This window comes from Bradyrhizobium sp. Ce-3 (assembly GCF_022835695.1).
Lineage (GTDB): Bacteria > Pseudomonadota > Alphaproteobacteria > Rhizobiales > Xanthobacteraceae > Bradyrhizobium.
Genome location: NZ_BQUV01000001.1, coordinates 171,536 through 190,556, shown reverse-complemented (window position 1 = coordinate 190,556; position 19,021 = coordinate 171,536). Strand labels below are relative to the sequence as shown.

Genomic DNA, 19,021 nt, shown 5'->3' with positions numbered 1-19,021 from the left:
CGAAGGAGGGATGGTCTCTCACGCCAACGACAACAGGAAAGTTTCATGACACGCGTGCGCTGTATCACCGAAATGGGCATGGGCGTCGACGTTCACGGCCGCGACGCCACCAAGGCCGCCAAGCGCGCGGTCTCGGATGCGATCCGCCACTCCAGCCTCGGCTTCTTCCGCATGCTCGGCAAGACCGCCAACGACATGTTCGTCGACGTCACGATCGCCGTGCCGAATCCCGAGGAGGTCGATACCGCAGCGGTCGCCAAGGAACTGCCCTATGGCACCAAGACCGTGAAGGCGGTCGCTGGCGGGCTCGAAATCCCCTCCGATCTCGGCAACGACCCGATCCTGATCGCGAACGCTGCCGTGATCGTCAGCTTCGACGACGGCAAGTGATGCAGGGTGCGGCAGGCGAGGTATGAGGACGTTATTCGCCGCCCTTGAAATGGTCGGGCTTGCCGGTGGTCCAGGTCTCGCCCCAATGCTGGCCGCCGCCGTCGACGGTCAGCGTCTCGCCGGTGATGAATTTTCCGGAAGGCGCGGCGAGATAGGCGGCGGCTTCCGCGATGTCCCAGGGCGTGCCCGGGCGCATCATCGGATTGGAGCGCGGATAGGCGGCGCGCGCCGCCTCGCTGTAGACGTTCCAGCCCTCGGTCTCGATCGCACCTGGCGCGATGCAATTGATGCGGATGTCGAGCGGCGCCCACTCGACCGCGAGCGCGCGCGACAGCCCGATCACCCCGGCGCGCGCCGCGATCGTGTGCGCGATGCCGTAGAGGCCGTGCGTCGTGACCACGACGATGTTGACGATGCTGCCGGGATGCTTGCGGTCGCGCCAGCGCTGCGCCGCGGCCTGCATCATGTACCAGGTGCCGTTGAGGTTGGTGTTGATGACCGCGTTCCAGCCCTTGATCGAGAAATCGATCGCGGCTTGCGGGAACTGGCCGCCGGCGCTGTTGACGAGATGATCGATACGGTCGTGCGCGGTCCACAGCGCGTCGAACATCGCGTTGACCGCGTCGGGATCCCTGATGTCGGCGACATGCGCGGAGCCTTTCAGGCCGCGTTGGCCGAGATGATCGACCAGCGCATCGAGTTTGTCGGCGTTGCGACCGAGCACGACGACATGGGCGCCGAGCCGGGCAAACAGCCAGGCGATGGCGCGGCCGATGCCGCCGGCGCCGCCGGATACCACGGCCACCTGACCGGCCAGCGCATCAGCCGCGAACACCGTCGGATGTTCCGCGAGCTCGTCGTCGGAGAGGCCGAGCTTTGCGGCTGTCTGTTGATCGTGCTCTGGATCGTTCATGGCCGGTTGCAGACCTTGCGGCTTTCAATGAGCTCCGTACATTAGCCGTCCAACAACAACCCTGCAAAGCAACAACCCTGCAGAGAATGTCTGATATGACCGACCTGTCCGCCTTTCCCATCACCAAGCGTTGGCCTGCACAGCATCCGGACCGCCTGCAGCTCTATTCGCTGCCGACGCCGAACGGCGTCAAGGTCTCGATCATGCTCGAGGAGATCGGACTGCCCTACGAGGTCCATCTCGTCGACTTCAACAAGGACGACCAGAAGACGCCCGAGTTCCTGTCGCTCAATCCGAACGGCAAGATTCCGGCGATCCTCGATCCCAACGGTCCCGGCGGCAAGCCGCTGGCCTTGTTCGAATCCGGCGCGATCCTGCAATATCTCGCCGAGAAGACCGGCAAGCTGTTGCCGGCGGATGCGGCGCGCCGCTACCAGACCATCCAGTGGGTCCAGTTCCAGATGGGTGGCATCGGACCGATGTTCGGCCAGGTCGGCTTCTTCCACAAATTCGCCGGCAAGGATTATGAGGACAAGCGGCCGTTGCAGCGCTATGTCGCCGAATCCGCGCGCCTGCTCGGCGTGATGGAGACGCATCTTGCCGGGCGGCAATGGTTCATGGACGACGAATACACCATCGCCGACATCTCGATGCTCGGCTGGGTGCGCAATCTGATCGGCTTCTACGGCGCGCGCGAGCTCGTCGGGTTCGACCAGTTTACGCACGTCGCCGCCTGGCTCGAGCGTGGGCTGAAGCGCCCGGCCGTGGAGCGCGGGTTGAACATCCCCAGAAGGCCTTAAGCGGCCCTGAGCGGTCTACTTCAGCAGCTCATAGACGAGCGGATTGTCGGCGCAGGCGGCAAAGCCGCACTCGAGCAGGGTGGAGAGCGCGTTCAGCGCCGTCAGCCCGATCACCAGCCACACCGCAGCTTGCGCGAACTTGCCGGGCGCGGTGACTTGTGCCGTGCGGTGATCGAACTGGCGGTCGAACAGCAGCATGGCCGCGAGCAGCACGATCGCGGCAATGAAGCCGATCAGCGCCCAAGTGTAATAGTGATAGCCCAGCAGCGCCGAGCCGTAGCCGGTGTCGCCGGGAAGGATGTGCAGCAGCAACTGTCGGGTCGAGGCCGATGCGCCGACGATGGCCGTCAAAAGCGACAAGGCATAATGGCTCGGCCGCGGTCCGAAGCGGATGTTCAGGATCGGTCCGATCGCCAGCAGGGCGAAAAGGATGCGCTGCAGCAAGCACAGCGGGCAGGGCAGCTCGTGCAGCACCAGCTGCGCCGCGAAGGCCGCCGCCAGCAGCAGCGCGAGGCCGTAAAGCGCCAGCGCATTGAGGGTCACAGCCCGGGTGTCGGTCATGGCCGGCCTCAGAACGACAGCGTGAGACGGTCGGTGGCGTGATGCAGCAGGGTTGCGATGCACGCAACCAGGATCACCGCGAACAAGCCGATGGCGACCGGGCGCGGGCCGCGCCAGGCCACCAGCATGGCGATGGTGATGGCAAGAAACAATGCGGTGAATTCCATCCTCAGCCTCCGGATGCGAGCTGGCCGCAGTCTATGACAGATTCGTGTGCGCCCGCAGCGAGCGCGAATGGCCATTGTCGCTTGCGCGCGGCTCCGCCAAGATGGCATCACCAGTCGAGTCACTTCCAGCCCGGGGCACCTCATGACCACAGACGCGATCAAGCCCGCCGCCCGTCACACGCATCAGCCCTGGTACAAGATCCTTTACGTCCAGGTGCTGATCGCAATCTTCGCGGGGGTCCTGATCGGGCATTTCTACCCCGATCTCGGCAAGGCATTGAAGCCGCTCGGCGACGGCTTCATCGCGCTGATCAAGATGATGATCGCGCCGGTGATCTTCTGCACCGTGGTCCACGGCATCTCCTCGATGGGTGATCTCAAGCGTGTCGGGCGGGTCGGGTTGAAGACCCTGATCTATTTCGAGGCGGTGTCCACGGTCGCGCTCGCATTCGGCCTTCTCGTCGGCGAATTGCTGCAACCGGGCCGAGGCTTCAACATCGATCCGTCGACGATTGATCCGAAGTCGGTCGCGACGTATGTCACGCAGGCCAAGGAGCAGGGCATCGTCGCCCATCTGATGGCGATCATCCCGGACAGCTATCTTGGTGCGGTGGCACGCGGCGACCTGTTGCAGGTGCTGCTGATCTCGATCCTGTCGGGGTTTGCCATCGCGCTGATGGGCCCGGCCGGCGAGCCGATCTCGGCGGCGATCGACAAGGCGGCCAAGATGTTCTTCGGCATCATCCGCATCATCGTCCGCGTTGCACCGATCGGCGCGTTCGGCGCGATGGCGTTCACGGTCGGCGCCTACGGCCTCGGTTCGCTCGCCAACCTGGCCGCGTTGATCGCCACCTTCTATCTCACCAGCATCCTGTTCGTGCTGATCGTGCTGGGCGCGATCGCGCGGCTTGCTGGTTTCTCGATCATCCGTTTCATCGCCTATATCAAGGACGAGCTCCTGATCGTGCTCGGCACCTCGTCGTCGGAAACGGTGTTGCCGCAGTTGATCCAGAAGATGGAGCATCTCGGCGCCTCGCGCTCCGTGGTCGGCCTCGTGGTGCCGACCGGCTACAGCTTCAATCTCGACGGCACCAATATCTACATGACGCTGGCGACGCTGTTCCTGGCGCAGGCCACCAACACCCATCTGACGATCTGGCAGGAGCTCGGCATTCTCGGCATCGCGATGATCACCTCGAAAGGCGCCTCCGGCGTCACCGGCGCCGGCTTCATCACGCTCGCGGCGACGCTGTCGATCGTGCCCGATATTCCGATCCAGTCGATTGCGATCCTGGTCGGCATCGACAAGTTCATGAGCGAGTGCCGCGCGCTGACCAATCTGGTCGGCAACGGTGTCGCCTGCGTCGTGATCAGCCTGTCCGAGGGCGAGCTCGACAAGGATGCGTTGCACGAAACCATGGCGCATCCGATCCAGCTCGGCGAGGCGCTGGAGCCGGGTGGAACGGGCTAGCGTCAAGGGTTCAGCATGAATACGATACGTTCCGTCTGTGTCTATTGTGGCTCCTCGCCCGGCAACGATGTTGCCTTTGTCGAAGCGGGCGAACGCTTCGGAAGGGATCTTGCTGCGGCAAGCTTGGAGCTGATCTTCGGCGGCGGCACCAATGGTGTCATGGGTGCGGTCGCACGCGGGGTCCTTCAATCCGGCGGCAAGGTCGGCGCCATCATTCCGCGTTTCCTCACCAACCGCGAGTCCACGACGGATGCGCTGGCCATGTTCGATGATTTGACGGTCACCGAGACGATGCACGAACGCAAGCACAAGATGTTTGAACGTTCGGACGCGTTCGTCGCGCTGCCCGGCGGCATCGGCACAGTGGAAGAGATCATCGAGGTCATGACCTGGGCCCAGCTCGGGCAACACCGCAAGCCCATGGTCTTTGCCAACATCAAGGGCTTTTGGGACCCCATGCTGGCCATGCTCGACCACCTGCAACGCGTTGGTTTCCTTCACAGCAGCCACTTGATCCGGCCGATCGCGTCGACGGCATCATCCCGGCGATCATGGCGGCTGCGTCGTCCGCTGGCTCGTCTTCCGCGGGCAATTCCGCCGTCATCGACAACATGTAGTGCGGTCTGGGTCGCGGGTAGGGGCGCCGCCAAAATATCGAGAACAACCCCATGCACAGTAGCCGGCGACGGTCGGGACCCGGCCAAGCACTTGACACGTCGGGCAACTCAGGGGTAGTCTTCGATTATTCAGAAATCCGTCAAGCGCGCTCTCGCTGGGCCGTCACTCGCGCATGCGGGCGATCCGGCATTCCAGAGACTACAGCAAGCGTAGCCGGATGAGCGAAGCGACATCCGGGGCCGACAGGCGGGCCGCAAGATCATCCCGCATATCGCTCCGCTCATGCGGGCTACTTGCTGGGCTGCGAGTGGATGACCGACGATTGCAGAGCATCAATCGGGCACGCCGGCCGCCTTCAGCGTCTCGCGATAGGTCGCGGACATCGATTCCACCGGGAAGGGGATCCGCGCCAGGAAGCCGGAGATCGTGAACTCCGGATCGACCTTGAGCAGCTCGCGCGCGATCTGGGTCGCGCGCGCGTTGTCGCCGGTCTTGACCAGCGCCACGATCAACACGCGCAGCGCCACCGCGAAGCGGCGGTTCTGCGCCAGCGCCTTGTCGGCCCATGTCACCGCCTCGGCGAAATTCTGGTCGAGCACCGCGCAGATCGCCAATGCCGCGGAGGCGAACCAGCCGCGCGGGTCGCGCGGGTTCAGCCGTTGCGCGCGCTCGATCATGGCGCGGCCGGCCTGCTGGTTGCCGCGCATCGCCTCGATCCAGCCGCCGAGCACCAGCGCCATCGCCGAGTTCGGGTTGATCGCAAGCGAGCGCTCGAACAATTCGCGCGCGGGCTCGATCTCGTCTGCCATGTTCCAGATCGCGAACGCCGCCATCCACAACACCTGCGGGTCGCTTGGCGAGAGCTCCACCGCGCGCCAGGCCTGGGCAACCGCGCGTTCCCGATAGGCGTCATTCGGCTTGAGCCATCCCTGGAAATGGCGCAGCGCGTGGCAATAGGCCGATGCGGCCAGCGCCGGCGCGTAGGCCGGGTCGAGCGCCAGCGCCTGCTCGAGACAGGCGAGCGCGGCTTCCATGCTCGCGGGCGTGAACTCGTAGCGCAGACTGTAGGCGCGCAGCAGCAGATCGTAGGCGTCGAGCCGGTCGGGCGGCGCCGCCCGCACCCGCTCGGCTTCCGCGACCAGCAAGGTCGGCTCGATCGCACCGACCACGTTCTCGGTGATGCGATCCTGCAGGTCGAACACGTCGGTCGCCGCGCCGTCGAAGCGGTCGGCCCATAGATGCGCGCCGGAGACGGCGTCGATCAACTGCCCGGTGATGCGCAGACGGTCGCCGCCGCGGCGCACGCTGCCCTCGAGCACGTAGCCGACGCGGAGATCGCGTCCGACCTGGCGGATGTCGATCGCCTTGCCCTTGTAGGTGAAGGCGGAGTTGCGCGCGATCACGGTGAGGCGGCTGCAGCGCGCCAGTGCGGTGGTGATGTCCTCGGCGATCCCGTCTGCGAAATAATCCTGCTCGGGGTCACCGCTCATATTGGTGAACGGCAGCACCGCGATCGATGGGCCCTCGCTCGGCCGCGGCGGGGTGCCGTTCGTCGCGATCGAATGATCGCCCGCGCTGTCCTCCCTGACATCGCCGACAAAGCGCAGGCCTTTGCGGGGCAGGGTACGGATCAGCCGCTGCTCCTCGCCATTGTCGCCGATCGCGGTCCGTGCGGCGTTGACCCGGCTCGACAGCGTCGCTTCCGAGACGATCCGGCCGTGCCAGACGGCGGCCAGCACCTCGTCGCGGCTGACCACCCGGTCGCGGGCGCGGATCAGGAACTCCAGGAGGTCGAAGACCTGCGGTTCGACAGCCACCAGGGCGTCGCCGCGGCGCAGTTCCCGGCGCTCGGAATCGAGGATCAAGTCGTTGAAATGGTAGGTCAAATTCGGTAGTCCGGCGGCCCGCGGCTGAATCCGCGGCGGAACCTAGCACAGCCGGCGTGGGGCCAAAATCACGACGGTCTGAAGGATAAATCCACGTCCTCTGAAAGCGGGCGCGGGCGGTCTCTGCAATAGTCAATCCCGACACCCGACTTAAGGAGATCGCCATGTCGCAAGCCATCAATCAGCACCGCCGCCGCTTCCTTGGCATCGCCGGCGGGATCCTCGCCGCTTCCAGGCTCGGCTTCATCGGATCGGCCAGCGCGCAGTCGAAGCAAGCTCCGCCGGCGGTCAAGGTTGGCGCCCACACCTCGATCGGTCCGGTCAAGCAGATCAATGCCGGCGTGCTCGATACCGGTTATGTCGAGATGGGGCCGGCCACCGGTCCCGCGGTGATCCTGCTGCACGGCTGGCCGTACGATATCCACAGCTATGCCGACGTCGCGCCGGCGCTGGCCGAGGCCGGCTACCGCGTGATCGTGCCGCATCTGCGCGGCTATGGCACCACGCGCTTCCTCGCCAGCGACACGGTGCGCAGCGGCCAGCCGGTCGCGGTTGCCGCCGACATCATCGCGCTGATGGACGCCCTGAAGATCGAGAAGGCCGTGCTCGGCGGCTACGATTGGGGCGCGCGCACCGCCAACATCATGGCGGTGCTGTGGCCCGAGCGCTGCAAGGCCATGGTGTCGGTCAGCGGCTACCTGATCGGCAGCCAGGCGGCTGGCAAGATGCCGCTGCCGCCGAAGGCCGAGCTGCAATGGTGGTACCAGTTCTATTTCGCCACCGAGCGCGGCCGCGAGGGCTATGCCAAGAACCGGCACGACTTCAACAAGCTGATCTGGCAGCTCGCCTCGCCGCAGTGGAAGTTCGACGACGCCACCTACGACCGCAGTGCGGCCGCGTTCGAGAACCCCGACCATGTCGACATCGTGATCCATAACTATCGTTGGCGGCTCGGTCTCGCCGAGGGCGAGGCGAAGTACGACGCCTTCGAGAAGACGCTCGCCCAGGCGCCTGTCATCGCGATCCCGACCATCACGATGGAGGGCGACGCCAACGGCGCGCCGCATCCGGAGCCGGCGGCCTATGCCAAGAAGTTCTCCGGGCACTACGAGCATCGCCAGCTGCCCGGCGGCATCGGCCACAATCTGCCGCAGGAAGCACCACAGGCTTTCACCCAGGCCATCATCGACGTCAGCAGGGTCTAGAGCGTTTTCGAGCGAAGTGGATACCGGTTCGCGTGAAGAAAACGCGTCAAACAAGAATCGAGCGCGGACAAGGAATCATGAAACAGGTTGTGAAATGGGCAGCTGCCGCGATCGCGGCAGCCTGCATCAGCTCGTCATTGCCGTTTGCCGTCGGGCATGCCGATGACGCCGCGCTGGCATCGCCGATCTTCGGCGTGAAAATCCCGGAGGGCTATCGCGACTGGAAGCTGATCGCGGTCGGCGAGGAGACCGGGCTCGACGAGTTGCGTAGCGTGCTCGGCAATGCGACCGCGGTGAAGGCCTATCAGGACGGCGCCGCGCGTTTCCCCGACGGCACCGTGCTGGTGAAGCTCGCCTGGAAGCGCAAGCCCGTTGAAGGCCTCAACGGCGCCTTCATCACGGGGCCGGCGACCACCGTCCAGGTCATGGTCAAGGACTCCGCCAAATACGCCTCGACCGGCGGCTGGGGCTTTGGCCGCTTCATCGACGGCAAGCCGGTCGATGCCGCCCAGCACGAGACGTGCTTTGCCTGCCACGAAGCCCATGCCAGCGATCAGGATTTCGTCTTCACGCATTATGCGCACTGACTGCCACTAATATCGGTCGTCCTGGCGAAAGCCAGGACCCATTACCCCAAATCTCAATCATTGCGCGACGCTGGGGCCGCGATCCGATTCACGATCAACTGCGGTGGTTATGGGTCCTGGCTTTCGCCAGGACGACTGCGGTGTTTCTGGCGAGCGCCATGCACCGATCACGGAGATGCCGCGGCGTACTGGGTCCCCCGGTCGAGCCGGGGGACGACACCGAGTATTCTTCACGTCCTCGCGGCGCGGTCTGATCTGGCGTTGCGGTTGCAGTGAGGCTAGTTTCCCCGCCGCAATCGCATGCGGGGAACGGCTTTGACCATCACCATCTACGGCATCAAGAACTGCGACACCATGAAGAAGGCGCGCAGCTGGCTCGACGATCACGGCGTCGCCTATGATTTCCACGACTACAAGGCGGCTGGAGTAACCAAGGACAAGCTCAAGCAGTGGAGCGACGAGGTTGGCTGGGAGACGCTGCTCAACCGCGCCGGCACGACCTTCAAGAAGCTGCCCGATGCCGACAGGGAAGGCCTGAACGAGCGCAAGGCGCTGGCGCTGATGGCCGAGCAGCCCTCGATGATCAAGCGTCCGGTGCTCGATCTCGGGGGCAAGCGCGTGGTCGGCTTCAAGCCGGATATCTATGCCAAGGAAGTGCCGGCAAAGGCGCGCAAGAAGGGCTGATGCGTTTGGCAAACTGATGAGACACCGACCATGGACTTCGATAAGGCTGCAGCACTTGCAACGCTTGGGTAGATATCCTTTGCGAGGGAGGAGCGCGCATTGTGCGTGAGGCCACAATCGCAAAACCATATGGCTGGATCTTCTTCTACCAATCCAAAGAATTCCTCGATGATGGCAACCCCTCAGCACGGCTCGCCGGGAACGCTCCGATCATCGTGAACAGAGCCACGTGTGAATTGCGCCTAACGGGAACGGCAAAGCCGCTTGAACACTATTTGGCTGAGTACGAGAAAACGCTCCCTCCAATCTCACTTCAACGAACGCCGCAGCTTCCAACTTGGTAAGCACATCCGAATCTAAACGAACGGCATGGCGCCACAGCCGCTTTTGGCCCATCCCGGCGAGGGCTTATGAGAATGCGTCCTGGAGCTAAATCAGCTCGACCGAATCCGGGCTCGGTGGACGATCCGCGGGCACGAACCGGCGGTCGATCACCGCGCGGACGGTGACGACCGGGACGGCCTTTGCCTTCACGCCCATCAGATTGTGCAGCCGGAAGCCGCCCTCGATGCTGATCGCTTTGTATGAGCCGATGATGTGCTCGACGGTATCGCCGCGTCCGAACGGCAGCAGCAGCCGTTCATAGGACACGTCCTTGCCGTCGGCGTCGGTGACCTCCGCAACCGTATAGGTCGGACGCTTGCGCGCCAGGCAGGCGCGATAGGACAGGATGACGCCGGCATAGCGCTCCGGGCCGATCGCGTCATCGAGATAGCGGTTGGTGCGCTGCCGCGGATCGACGTGCTCGTTGCCATAGGCGGTCGTCAGCCGCGCGCCTTCCTGCGTGATCAGGAAGCGGGCGTCCTCACCGCTGCCGACCACGTCAAAGCCCATCATGTCGGCGCGCTCATCGGCAGTGCCGTCGGTGTGGAAGTCGGACAGCAAAGGAACGCTGTCCGGCATCCGCAGCGCGCGCAGCCAGGCATTCAGCAGCACCCGCTGCGTGATCGATTTGATCACCGATGGATCGGCACTCCTAAATGGCATCGGCTAGCCGAAGCGCGGGATGGTCGGGCCGCGGGCATAAAGCCGCAGCCACGCGTTGAGGACATCACGCTGCCGGATCGATTTGACGACGGAGGAATTGGCGCTTTCGAAATGCAAGGCTCTGGCCGTTCATCATGCAATGGGCCGGAGTGTCGGCGAGAGGCGGAAATATTCTATGAAAGGGAAAGACCGGAGCAAAACACCCTTAATGGCGACTTTCCGAGGCGCAAAGCGCGCTCCAATGCCATTCGACTAAGGATCAACCGGAACCGGTCGCGACGATACCGCACTGCACAGCTTTCCACCTTGCGTAACCGCCGCAGATGACGGCATATTCCGGCCCGGAGGCGACAGGCCCCCGGACGGTTTCCAAGACGTACGGACAACCTGTCGGACACGAAAAAAGCTGGCCACGCGGGCGACGGGCTTCGCGGCGATGGCGTATGGGGGAATCTATTTGGCCGATGAGTTCATCCTCGAAACCAGCGGATTGACCAAGGAATTCGCGGGTTTCTTTGCCGTTCGCGACGTCGCGCTGAAGGTGCGTCGCGGCAGTATCCATGCGTTGATCGGGCCGAACGGCGCCGGCAAGACGACCTGTTTCAATCTGCTGACCAAATTCCTGAAGCCGACCGGCGGGCAGATTCGCTACAAGGGCCAGGACATCACCGCGATGCCGCCGGCCGACGTGGCGCGGCTTGGCCTCGTCCGCTCATTCCAGATTTCGGCGGTGTTTCCGCATCTGACCGCGCTGGAAAACGTGCGCGTGGCGCTGCAGCGCCAACACGGTTCGTCGTTCGATTTCTGGCGCTCGAAAAGCGTGCTCGATCGCTTCAATCCGCGCGCCCATGAACTCTTGAACGACGTCGGCTTGAGCGAATTCGCCAACACGCCGGCGGTCGAGATGCCGTACGGCCGCAAGCGCGCACTTGAAATTGCAACGACGTTGGCGCTCGACCCCGAGATGATGCTGCTCGACGAACCGATGGCCGGCATGGGCCACGAGGACATCGACAAGATCGCGGCGCTGATCAAGCGGATCTCCGCCAAATACACCATCCTGATGGTCGAACATAACCTCTCGGTGGTGGCCAACCTCTCCGACATCATCACCGTGCTGACGCGCGGACAGGTGCTGGCGGAGGGCAACTACGCCGACCTCTCCAAGGACGAGCGCGTGAAGGAAGCCTATCTCGGAGCGGGTCATGGCTGAGGCAAAATTGGCGGAGAAACCGGTGGCTGCGGCCGGCGCCGAGGTGCTGGCGGTCAAGGATCTGCAGGCCTGGTACGGCGAATCCCACATCCTTCACGGCATCAATTTCAACGTGAAGGCGGGCGAGGTGGTGACGCTACTCGGCCGCAACGGCGCCGGCAAGACCACCACGCTGAAGTCGATCATGGGCGTCATCAACAAGCGCTCCGGCTCGATCCGTTTCGACAACAAGGAAATCATCCGCGCCACCTCGGACAAGATTGCGCGGCTCGGCATCGCGTTCTGTCCCGAGGAGCGCGGCATCTTCGCCAGCCTCGACGTGCGCGAGAATTTGCTGCTGCCGCCGGTGGTGCGCCCGGGCGGCCTGCCGCTCGACCAGATCTTCACGCTGTTTCCGAACCTCAAGGAGCGTCTCACCAGCCAGGGCACCAAGCTCTCGGGCGGCGAGCAGCAGATGCTGGCGATTGCGCGCATCCTGCGCACCGGCGCGCGCTTCCTGATGCTGGACGAACCGACCGAAGGCCTGGCGCCGGTCATCATCCAGCAGATCGGGCACACCATTGCGCGCCTGAAGTCGCAGGGATTCACCATCCTGCTGGTCGAGCAGAATTTCCGTTTCGCCTCGACGGTTGCCGACCGCTACTACATCGTCGAGCACGGCAAGGTGATCGACGGTTTTGCCAATTCGGAGCTGTCCGCCAACATGGACAAGCTGCATACCTATCTCGGCGTCTGAAGTCGCCGGAGCCAGAAAATTTAGGACGAGGGAATACGACATGAAGAAGATGATTTCCGCGCTTCTGCTCGGCACCGCGATGGCGCTCAGCGTCGCGAGCATTGCCTCCGCCGACGACAAGAACGTCAAGATCGGCGTGTTGTCCGATCAGTCCGGCCTCTACGCCGACCTCGCCGGTCCCGGCTCGACGCTGGCGGCGCAGATGGCGATCGAGGATAGTGGCCTCAAGGCCAAGGGCTGGACCATCGACCTGATCTCCGGCGATCACCAGAACAAGCCCGATATCGGCACCACCATCGCCCGCCAATGGTTCGACGTCGACAAGGTCGACACCATCGTCGACGTGCCGAATTCCGGCGTCGCGCTCGCGGTCAACAACGTCGTCAAGGAAAAGAACGGCGTCTACATCAATTCGGGCGCTGCGACCTCGGATCTCACCAACGCGCAGTGCTCGCCGAACACGGTGCACTGGACCTACGACACCTACATGCTGGCGCATGCCACCGGCCAGGCGCTGGTGAAGGCGGGCGGGGACACCTGGTTCTTCCTGACCGCGGACTACGCGTTCGGCGCGGCGCTGGAGCGCGACACCACCGCGGTCGTCACCGCCAATGGCGGCAAGGTGGTCGGCGGCGTCAAGCACCCGCTCAACACCGCCGACTTCTCCTCGTTCCTGCTGCAGGCGCAGGCCTCCAAGGCCAAGATCATCGGTCTTGCCAATGCCGGCGGCGACACCACCAACTCGATCAAGCAGGCGGCCGAGTTCGGCATCGTCAAGGGCGGCCAGAAGCTCGCCGCGCTCCTGCTGTTCCTCACCGACGTCAAGGCGATCGGGCTCGAGACCGCGCAGGGCCTCAACTTCACCGAGACGTTCTACTGGGACCTCAACGACAACACCCGCGCCTTCTCGAAGAAGTTCTCGGCGCGGATGAAGAGCGGCGCGCCCCCGACCATGGTGCAGGCCGGCGTCTATGCGGGCCTGATGCACTACTTCAAGGCGCTGGAAGCGCTCGGCGGCAATCCGCATGACGGCGCCAAGGTGGTCGCGAAGATGAAGACGATCCCGACCGACGATCCGCTGTTCGGTAAGGGCGAGGTCGAGGCCAACGGCCGCGTCACCCACGACGCCTATCTGTTCGAGGTGAAGAAGCCCTCGGAGTCCAAGGGACCGTGGGACTTCTACAAGCTGGTCGGCACCGTGCCGGGCAACCAGGCCTTCACGCCGCTCGACAAGAGCACCTGCGCGCTGCTGAAGAAATGACGATCATGCCCGCCGGCCATGCGCGTGGCCGGCGGGCTTCATCTATCTAGCGAAAGCTCATTCGATGCAGGCTCTCTACGCACAGCTTCTGGTGGGACTGATCAACGGCTCGTTCTACGCGCTGCTCAGTCTGGGGCTCGCCGTCATCTTCGGCATGCTCAACATCATCAATTTCGCGCACGGCGCGCTCTACATGATGGGCGCCTTCGTGGCGTATTTCCTGCTCAACCTGGGCGGCATCAACTACTGGTGGGCGCTGCTGATCGCACCGATCGTGGTCGGCGTCTTCGGCATGATCCTCGAGCGCACCATGCTGCAATGGCTGGCCGGGCTCGACCATCTCTACGGACTGCTGCTGACCTTCGGCATCGCGCTGATCGTGCAGGGCGTGTTCCAGAACTATTTCGGCTCCTCCGGCCTGCCTTACTCGATCCCGGATCAGCTCAAGGGCGGCGTCAATCTCGGCTTCATGTTCCTGCCGATCTATCGCGGCTGGGTGGTCGTGTTCTCGCTGGTGGTGTGCCTTGCGACCTGGTTCCTGATCGAGAAGACGCAGCTCGGCGCCTATCTGCGCGCGGCCACCGAGAACCCGACGCTGGTGCGCGCCTTCGGCATCAACGTGCCGCGCATGATCACGCTGACCTACGGGCTCGGCGTCGGTCTTGCCGCGCTCGCCGGCGTGCTGTCGGCGCCGATCAACCAGGTGCGCCCGCTGATGGGCGCCGATCTCATCATCGTGGTGTTCGCGGTGGTCGTGATCGGCGGCATGGGCTCGATCATGGGCTCGATCATCACCGGCTTCGCGCTCGGCGTGATCGAGGGACTGACCAAGTATTTTTATCCCGAGGCCTCCAACACCGTGGTGTTTGTCCTGATGGTGGTGGTGTTGCTGGTGAAGCCAACGGGACTGACGGGACGGGCGGCTTGATATGTCAGCATTGACCGACGATACACTTCCGGTAACGCCGCGCGCGATGCGCGACGAGATGATCGTATTCGCCGTGATGGCCGCGCTGCTGGCGGTGGTGCCGTTCACGGGGATCTATCCGTTCTTCGTGATGCAGGCGCTGTGCTTTGCGCTGCTCGCCTGCGCCTTCAACCTCCTGATCGGCTATGGCGGCCTGCTGTCGTTCGGTCACGCCATGTTCCTCGGCACCGCCGGCTACGTCTCGGCGCACGCGCTCAAGGTGTGGGGGCTGCCGCCCGAGCTCGGCATCGTGGCCGGCACCGCGGCCGCGGCCTTGCTCGGCCTCGTCACCGGCTACATCTCGATCAAGCGGCAGGGCATCTACTTCTCGATGATCACGCTGGCGCTGTCGCAGCTGCTCTATTTCCTCTATCTGCAAGCGCCGTTCACCCATGGCGAGGACGGCATCCAGGGCATCCCGCAGGGCCATCTGTTCGGGATCTTCGATCTGTCGAAGCCGCTGGTGCTGTACTACGTCGTGCTGGCCGGTTTCCTCGCCGGCTTCCTGCTGATCTACCGCACCATCAACTCGCCGTTCGGCGAGGTCTTGAAGTCGATCCGCGAGAACGAGCCGCGCGCGATCTCGCTCGGCTACAAGACCGACCAGTACAAGATGCTGGCCTACGTCCTGTCGGGGACGCTGGCGGGCTTTGCCGGCTCGCTGAAGGTGTTCGTGGCGCAGAACGCCTCGCTCACCGACGTGCACTGGTCGATGTCGGGTGAAATCGTGCTGATGACGCTGGTCGGCGGCCTCGGCACCATCTTCGGCCCGGTGGTCGGCGCCTTCGTGATCATCGCCATGCAGCAATATCTCGCCGGCTTCGGCCAGTGGGTGACGGTGATCCAGGGCGTGATCTTCGTGTCCTGCGTGCTGCTGTTCCGGCGCGGCCTGGTCGGCGAACTCGCCCACATCCTCAGGCGGTCGCTGTAAGGGCAGGGCGCTCGATTTTCGGCCGACATAGCGGTGGACGACCGTCCGTTCGAGCGGTCGTTTCCGGTTTTTTCCCAGCCAGATGCTCTATGACAATTCTGTGACAGTCGCTAAAAGGGCTGTCCCGGAATGATGGAACTGAGACATGCTGCGCTGGTTTCGCGCCTTCCTGCCCAAGGAAGAGCGATTTTTCGACCTGTTTGCCCGCCACGCCCAGACCTCCGTGCAGTGCGCCAAGGCGCTGCAGGACATGCTGCGGGGCGGGGAGGAGACGCCGGTCTTCTGCCAGCGTGTCAACCAGTTCGAGAACGACGCCGACAGCGTCACCCGTGAGGTGCTGACCGCGGTTCGCCGCACCTTCATCACCCCGTTCGACCGCGGCGACATCAAGAACCTGATCACCGCGATGGACGACGCGGTCGACCAGATGCAGGCGACCGCCAAGGCGGTGATGCTGTTCGAGGTGCGCGAGTTCGAGCCGCCGATGCGCGAGATGGGCACCCTGATCGTCGAGTGCGCCAATCTGGTCGGCCGCGCGCTGCCGCTGTTGCAGTCGATCGGCCAGAACGTCTCGATGCTGACCCAGATCACCGAGGAGCTGACCAAGCTCGAGGGCCGGGTCGACGATCTCCAGGATATCGGGCTCAAGGAATTGTTCCTGAAGCACCGTAACGCCAACACGATGGACTTCATCGTCGGTGCCGAGATCTACGATCACCTCGAGAAAGTGGCCGACCGCTTCGACGACGTCGCCAACGAGATCAATTCCATCGTGATCGAGCAAGTGTAGGCGGAGCGGTTCACGTGGACGCCACGCTGGGACTTCCGGTTCTCACCATCCTGATCGCGGTCGCGCTGCTGTTCGACTTCCTGAACGGCCTGCACGATGCCGCGAACTCGATCGCGACCATCGTCTCGACCCGGGTGCTGCGGCCGCAATATGCGGTGTTCTGGGCGGCGTTCTTCAATTTCGTCGCCTTCGCGGTGTTCGGCCTGCATGTCGCCAACACCATCGGCACCGGGATCATCGACCCGTCGGTGGTGGACGCGACCGTGATCTTCGCTGCGCTGGTCGGCGCGATCGTCTGGAACGTGATCACCTGGGCGCTCGGGATTCCCTCGTCCAGCTCGCACGCGCTGATCGGCGGCCTGGTCGGCGCCGGCATGGCCAAGGCGGGCATCTCGGCGGCGGTGTGGAGCGGGCTGACCAAGACCCTGCTCGCGATCGTGCTGTCGCCGCTGGTCGGCTTCCTGCTGGCGCTGGTGCTGGTTGCGATCGTGTCCTGGCTCTCGGTGCGCTCGACGCCGTTCGCGGTCGATCGCGCCTTCCGCATCCTGCAATTCGCCTCGGCGTCGCTCTATTCGCTCGGCCATGGCGGCAACGACGCGCAGAAGACCATGGGCATCATCGCCGTGCTGCTCTACTCGCAGGGCCATCTCGGCGACACCTTCGAAATTCCGTTCTGGGTCGTGCTGGCCTGCCAGAGTGCGATGGCGCTGGGCACCCTGATGGGCGGATGGCGGATCGTCCGCACCATGGGACTGCGGATCACCAAGCTGACGCCGATGCAGGGCTTTTGCGCCGAGACCGGCGGCGCCGCGACGCTGTTCATGGCGACCTATCTCGGGGTTCCCGTGTCGACCACCCACACCATCACCGGCGCCATCGTCGGCGTCGGCGCCGCACGGCGGCTCTCTGCCGTACGCTGGAACGTGGCGAGCTCGATCGTCTACGCCTGGGTGATCACGATCCCCGCGTCCGCTGCAGTCGCAGCCGCGACCTATTGGGCGGTGGTGATCCTGCGCTGAGGTCCGAACAAGGCTCAGGCGACCGGCTTCAGCCGGCGATGCCGGCGCATCGGCGTCAACCCAACTCGCTGACCACCGCGGAAATGAAGCTTTTCAGTTTCGGAGTCTGCTGGCGGTCGGGATGGTAGATCACGTGAATGGGTCGTGACGGCGGTTCGTAGTCAGGCAGCACTTTGGTGAGATGCCCGGAGCGCAAGCCTTCGCGCGCCAGATCCTCTGCGATGAATGCGATGCCGAACCCGTTCAGGGCGGCGACGAGGAGCGCCTTGGCGTCATTCACCAGCAAGCGATGCTTGACGTCGACCGTGTAGGTTTCCTGGTCGCGCACAAAGCGCCAGTTGTTGGCAGTCGGCCCGGAAGTCGACGCATACGCCAGGCACTCGTGCGCCTCGAGATCGAACGGCGTTGCAGGAACGCCTCTTTCGCGCAGGTAGTCGGGTGAAGCACAGGCGACGAGACGAAAGGGCGCGAGCTCGCGAGCCATGAAGCTGGAGTCCGCGAGCGGGCCGATACGGAACACTGCCTCGAACTCCTCCTCGACCAGGTCGACGAACCGATCGCTGAGCACGAGATCGACCGCCACCCTGGGGTACTGCCTCAAGTAGCGTGCGATGACCGGCGTCAGGCTGTGTGTGCCAAACGACACCGGCGCATTGACCCGCAAGCGTCCGCGCGGAGCTCCCTTTGCCTCGTCGGCGAGGGAATCCGCCCAGTCGGCATCCGCCAAAACCAGCTTGCAGCGGTCGTAGTATGCCTTGCCGATATCCGTCAGGCTCTGGCGGCGCGTGGTCCGATTGAGCAGGCGCGTGCCCAGCCGGGTTTCCAGCCAGGTCACGTGCTTGGCGATCATCTGTGGCGACATCCGCAGAGCGCTGGCGGCCGCAGCGAAGGAACCGACCTCCGCGGCCTTGACGAAGGCGGCCATGCTGGCGAGGCGATCCATTCCCCACTCCTGGTAGTGACACCCTAATCCAAGCCGCTGTTTATACCCGAATTGAAAGCCAATAGGTAGGTTCCGACTGGTCCTTAGGGACCGATGCGAGAAAGGCCGTTGTCATGACCAAAATCGGGATCATCGGATCCGGCAATATCGGCGGTGCGCTGACGGCGCTGCTCAGCAAGGCCGGCCACGAGGTCGCCATCGCCAACTCGCGCGGGCCGGATTCGCTGACGGACCTGGCTCGGGAGACCGGTGCCCGGCCCGCGACGGTTGCGGAGGTGGCGCGGAGCAGTGAGATCGTGGTGATCGCGGTGCCGATGCGACGCGTCAGCGAACTCCCGTCGGACCTGTTTGCGGATGCGCCCGCCAACCTGATCGTCATCGACACGAGCAACTATTATCCGCGGCAGCGGGATGGCCGCATCGAGCAGGTCGAGGCGGGAATGACCGAAAGCGGCTGGGTCCAGCGACAGCTCGGGCGCCCGGTTGTCAAAGTCTTCAACTCGATCATCGCCAAGAGCCTGTTGAACGAGGGCAGGCCCGCCGGAGCTGCCGGCCGGATCGCGCTCGCGGTCGCGGGCGACGACGCACAAGCGAAAGCGACGGTCATGCAGCTTGTCGAAGAGATCGGATTTGATGCGGTCGACGCCGGCACGATCGAGCAGTCCTGGCGCCAGCAGCCCGGTTCACCCGGATACTTGAAGGATTATGACGCCGCCGGCGTTCGCCGAGCGCTGGCCGAAGCGACAGGGGTGCGCACGCCCGACTGGCGGGCGACGCCGAACAGTCCGGGCACATTCGCGTCGCCGGCCTAGCCGTCGTCACCAGGAACTGG

The 19,021-nt window shown here is 64.2% G+C and carries 21 protein-coding genes and 1 pseudogene; 16 read left to right on the top strand and 6 right to left on the bottom strand.

Going from position 1 to position 19,021, the window contains the following annotated elements; translation table 11 throughout:
* The first annotated feature begins 45 nt into the window (after nt 1-45).
* A complete protein-coding gene (locus BRSPCE3_RS01030) occupies nt 46-390 on the top strand; it encodes a Lin0512 family protein (protein WP_244063590.1) in 345 nt (114 codons plus the stop codon).
* 31 nt (nt 391-421) lie between these two features.
* Here the strand turns inward: BRSPCE3_RS01030 and BRSPCE3_RS01025 are convergent, their stop codons facing one another.
* A complete protein-coding gene (locus tag BRSPCE3_RS01025; protein WP_244063589.1) occupies nt 422-1,303 on the bottom strand; it encodes an SDR family oxidoreductase in 882 nt (293 codons plus the stop codon).
* Between the two features lie 95 nt (nt 1,304-1,398).
* Between BRSPCE3_RS01025 and BRSPCE3_RS01020 the strand changes: the two genes are divergently transcribed.
* Nucleotides 1,399-2,103 (top strand): glutathione S-transferase family protein, encoded by a 705-nt coding sequence (locus tag BRSPCE3_RS01020; protein WP_244063588.1) that lies wholly within the window; start codon nt 1,399-1,401, stop codon nt 2,101-2,103.
* Nucleotides 2,104-2,118: 15 nt separating this feature from the next.
* Here the strand turns inward: BRSPCE3_RS01020 and BRSPCE3_RS01015 are convergent, their stop codons facing one another.
* Nucleotides 2,119-2,664, bottom strand: coding sequence for a disulfide bond formation protein B (locus tag BRSPCE3_RS01015; protein ID WP_244063587.1), 546 nt, complete (start codon nt 2,662-2,664; stop codon nt 2,119-2,121).
* 8 nt (nt 2,665-2,672) lie between these two features.
* Entirely contained in the window at nt 2,673-2,831 is a 159-nt protein-coding gene (locus tag BRSPCE3_RS01010; protein ID WP_212014459.1) for a DUF5993 family protein, read from the bottom strand.
* 142 nt (nt 2,832-2,973) lie between these two features.
* Between BRSPCE3_RS01010 and BRSPCE3_RS01005 the strand changes: the two genes are divergently transcribed.
* Together BRSPCE3_RS01005 and BRSPCE3_RS01000 are read left to right on the top strand one after the other, a co-directional pair.
* Nucleotides 2,974-4,302: a dicarboxylate/amino acid:cation symporter gene (locus tag BRSPCE3_RS01005; RefSeq protein ID WP_244063586.1), complete on the top strand. Its 1,329-nt coding sequence runs from the start codon at nt 2,974-2,976 to the stop codon at nt 4,300-4,302.
* Between the two features lie 15 nt (nt 4,303-4,317).
* Nucleotides 4,318-4,919: pseudogene (locus BRSPCE3_RS01000) on the top strand (TIGR00730 family Rossman fold protein).
* 333 nt (nt 4,920-5,252) lie between these two features.
* On the opposite strand, the gene BRSPCE3_RS00995 reads toward BRSPCE3_RS01000, so the two are convergent.
* Entirely contained in the window at nt 5,253-6,806 is a 1,554-nt protein-coding gene (locus BRSPCE3_RS00995; protein ID WP_244063585.1) for a winged helix-turn-helix domain-containing protein, read from the bottom strand.
* Nucleotides 6,807-6,970: 164 nt separating this feature from the next.
* Here BRSPCE3_RS00995 and BRSPCE3_RS00990 point away from each other — a divergent pair, with 164 nt between their 5' ends.
* The 4 genes from BRSPCE3_RS00990 (at nt 6,971) to BRSPCE3_RS00975 (ending at nt 9,626) form a co-directional block, all read left to right on the top strand.
* Nucleotides 6,971-8,011, top strand: a complete 1,041-nt coding sequence (locus BRSPCE3_RS00990) for an alpha/beta fold hydrolase (protein WP_244063584.1) — start codon at nt 6,971-6,973, stop codon at nt 8,009-8,011.
* Nucleotides 8,012-8,088: 77 nt separating this feature from the next.
* Nucleotides 8,089-8,598: a cytochrome P460 family protein gene (locus tag BRSPCE3_RS00985; protein ID WP_244063583.1), complete on the top strand. Its 510-nt coding sequence runs from the start codon at nt 8,089-8,091 to the stop codon at nt 8,596-8,598.
* A 315-nt stretch (nt 8,599-8,913) separates the two neighbouring features.
* On the top strand, nt 8,914-9,282 hold the full coding sequence (locus tag BRSPCE3_RS00980) for an ArsC family reductase (protein ID WP_244063582.1): 369 nt from the start codon (nt 8,914-8,916) through the stop codon (nt 9,280-9,282).
* Nucleotides 9,283-9,383: 101 nt separating this feature from the next.
* On the top strand, nt 9,384-9,626 hold the full coding sequence (locus BRSPCE3_RS00975; RefSeq protein ID WP_244063581.1) for a YrhB domain-containing protein: 243 nt from the start codon (nt 9,384-9,386) through the stop codon (nt 9,624-9,626).
* Nucleotides 9,627-9,711: 85 nt separating this feature from the next.
* On the opposite strand, the gene BRSPCE3_RS00970 is transcribed toward BRSPCE3_RS00975, so the two are convergent.
* A complete protein-coding gene (locus BRSPCE3_RS00970; protein ID WP_244063580.1) occupies nt 9,712-10,302 on the bottom strand; it encodes a hypothetical protein in 591 nt (196 codons plus the stop codon).
* A gap of 484 nt (nt 10,303-10,786) precedes the next feature.
* On the opposite strand from BRSPCE3_RS00970, the gene BRSPCE3_RS00965 reads away from it, so the two are divergent.
* From BRSPCE3_RS00965 to BRSPCE3_RS00935, 7 genes are all read left to right on the top strand, one after another.
* On the top strand, nt 10,787-11,542 hold the full coding sequence (locus tag BRSPCE3_RS00965; protein ID WP_050419084.1) for an ABC transporter ATP-binding protein: 756 nt from the start codon (nt 10,787-10,789) through the stop codon (nt 11,540-11,542).
* Nucleotides 11,535-12,278, top strand: coding sequence for an ABC transporter ATP-binding protein (locus BRSPCE3_RS00960; protein WP_244063579.1), 744 nt, complete (start codon nt 11,535-11,537; stop codon nt 12,276-12,278). The genes BRSPCE3_RS00965 and BRSPCE3_RS00960 overlap by 8 nt, the downstream gene beginning before the upstream one ends.
* A gap of 40 nt (nt 12,279-12,318) precedes the next feature.
* Nucleotides 12,319-13,539 carry an ABC transporter substrate-binding protein gene (locus BRSPCE3_RS00955; RefSeq protein ID WP_244063578.1) on the top strand — a complete coding sequence of 407 codons (1,221 nt, stop codon included), beginning with the start codon at nt 12,319-12,321 and terminating at the stop codon, nt 13,537-13,539.
* A gap of 64 nt (nt 13,540-13,603) precedes the next feature.
* Nucleotides 13,604-14,467 carry a branched-chain amino acid ABC transporter permease gene (locus tag BRSPCE3_RS00950; protein WP_244063577.1) on the top strand — a complete coding sequence of 288 codons (864 nt, stop codon included), beginning with the start codon at nt 13,604-13,606 and terminating at the stop codon, nt 14,465-14,467.
* A 1-nt stretch (nt 14,468) separates the two neighbouring features.
* Entirely contained in the window at nt 14,469-15,437 is a 969-nt protein-coding gene (locus BRSPCE3_RS00945) for a branched-chain amino acid ABC transporter permease (RefSeq protein ID WP_244063576.1), read from the top strand.
* A 145-nt stretch (nt 15,438-15,582) separates the two neighbouring features.
* A complete protein-coding gene (locus tag BRSPCE3_RS00940) occupies nt 15,583-16,227 on the top strand; it encodes a DUF47 domain-containing protein (protein WP_244063575.1) in 645 nt (214 codons plus the stop codon).
* Nucleotides 16,228-16,241: 14 nt separating this feature from the next.
* Nucleotides 16,242-17,246: an inorganic phosphate transporter gene (locus tag BRSPCE3_RS00935; protein WP_244063574.1), complete on the top strand. Its 1,005-nt coding sequence runs from the start codon at nt 16,242-16,244 to the stop codon at nt 17,244-17,246.
* A gap of 55 nt (nt 17,247-17,301) precedes the next feature.
* On the opposite strand, the gene BRSPCE3_RS00930 is transcribed toward BRSPCE3_RS00935, so the two are convergent.
* Complete coding sequence (locus BRSPCE3_RS00930) at nt 17,302-18,189, bottom strand: LysR family transcriptional regulator (protein WP_244063573.1); 888 nt, start codon at nt 18,187-18,189, stop codon at nt 17,302-17,304.
* A gap of 113 nt (nt 18,190-18,302) precedes the next feature.
* Here BRSPCE3_RS00930 and BRSPCE3_RS00925 point away from each other — a divergent pair, with 113 nt between their 5' ends.
* Nucleotides 18,303-19,001, top strand: a complete 699-nt coding sequence (locus BRSPCE3_RS00925; RefSeq protein WP_244063572.1) for an NADPH-dependent F420 reductase — start codon at nt 18,303-18,305, stop codon at nt 18,999-19,001.
* Nucleotides 19,002-19,021: the final 20 nt, after the last annotated feature.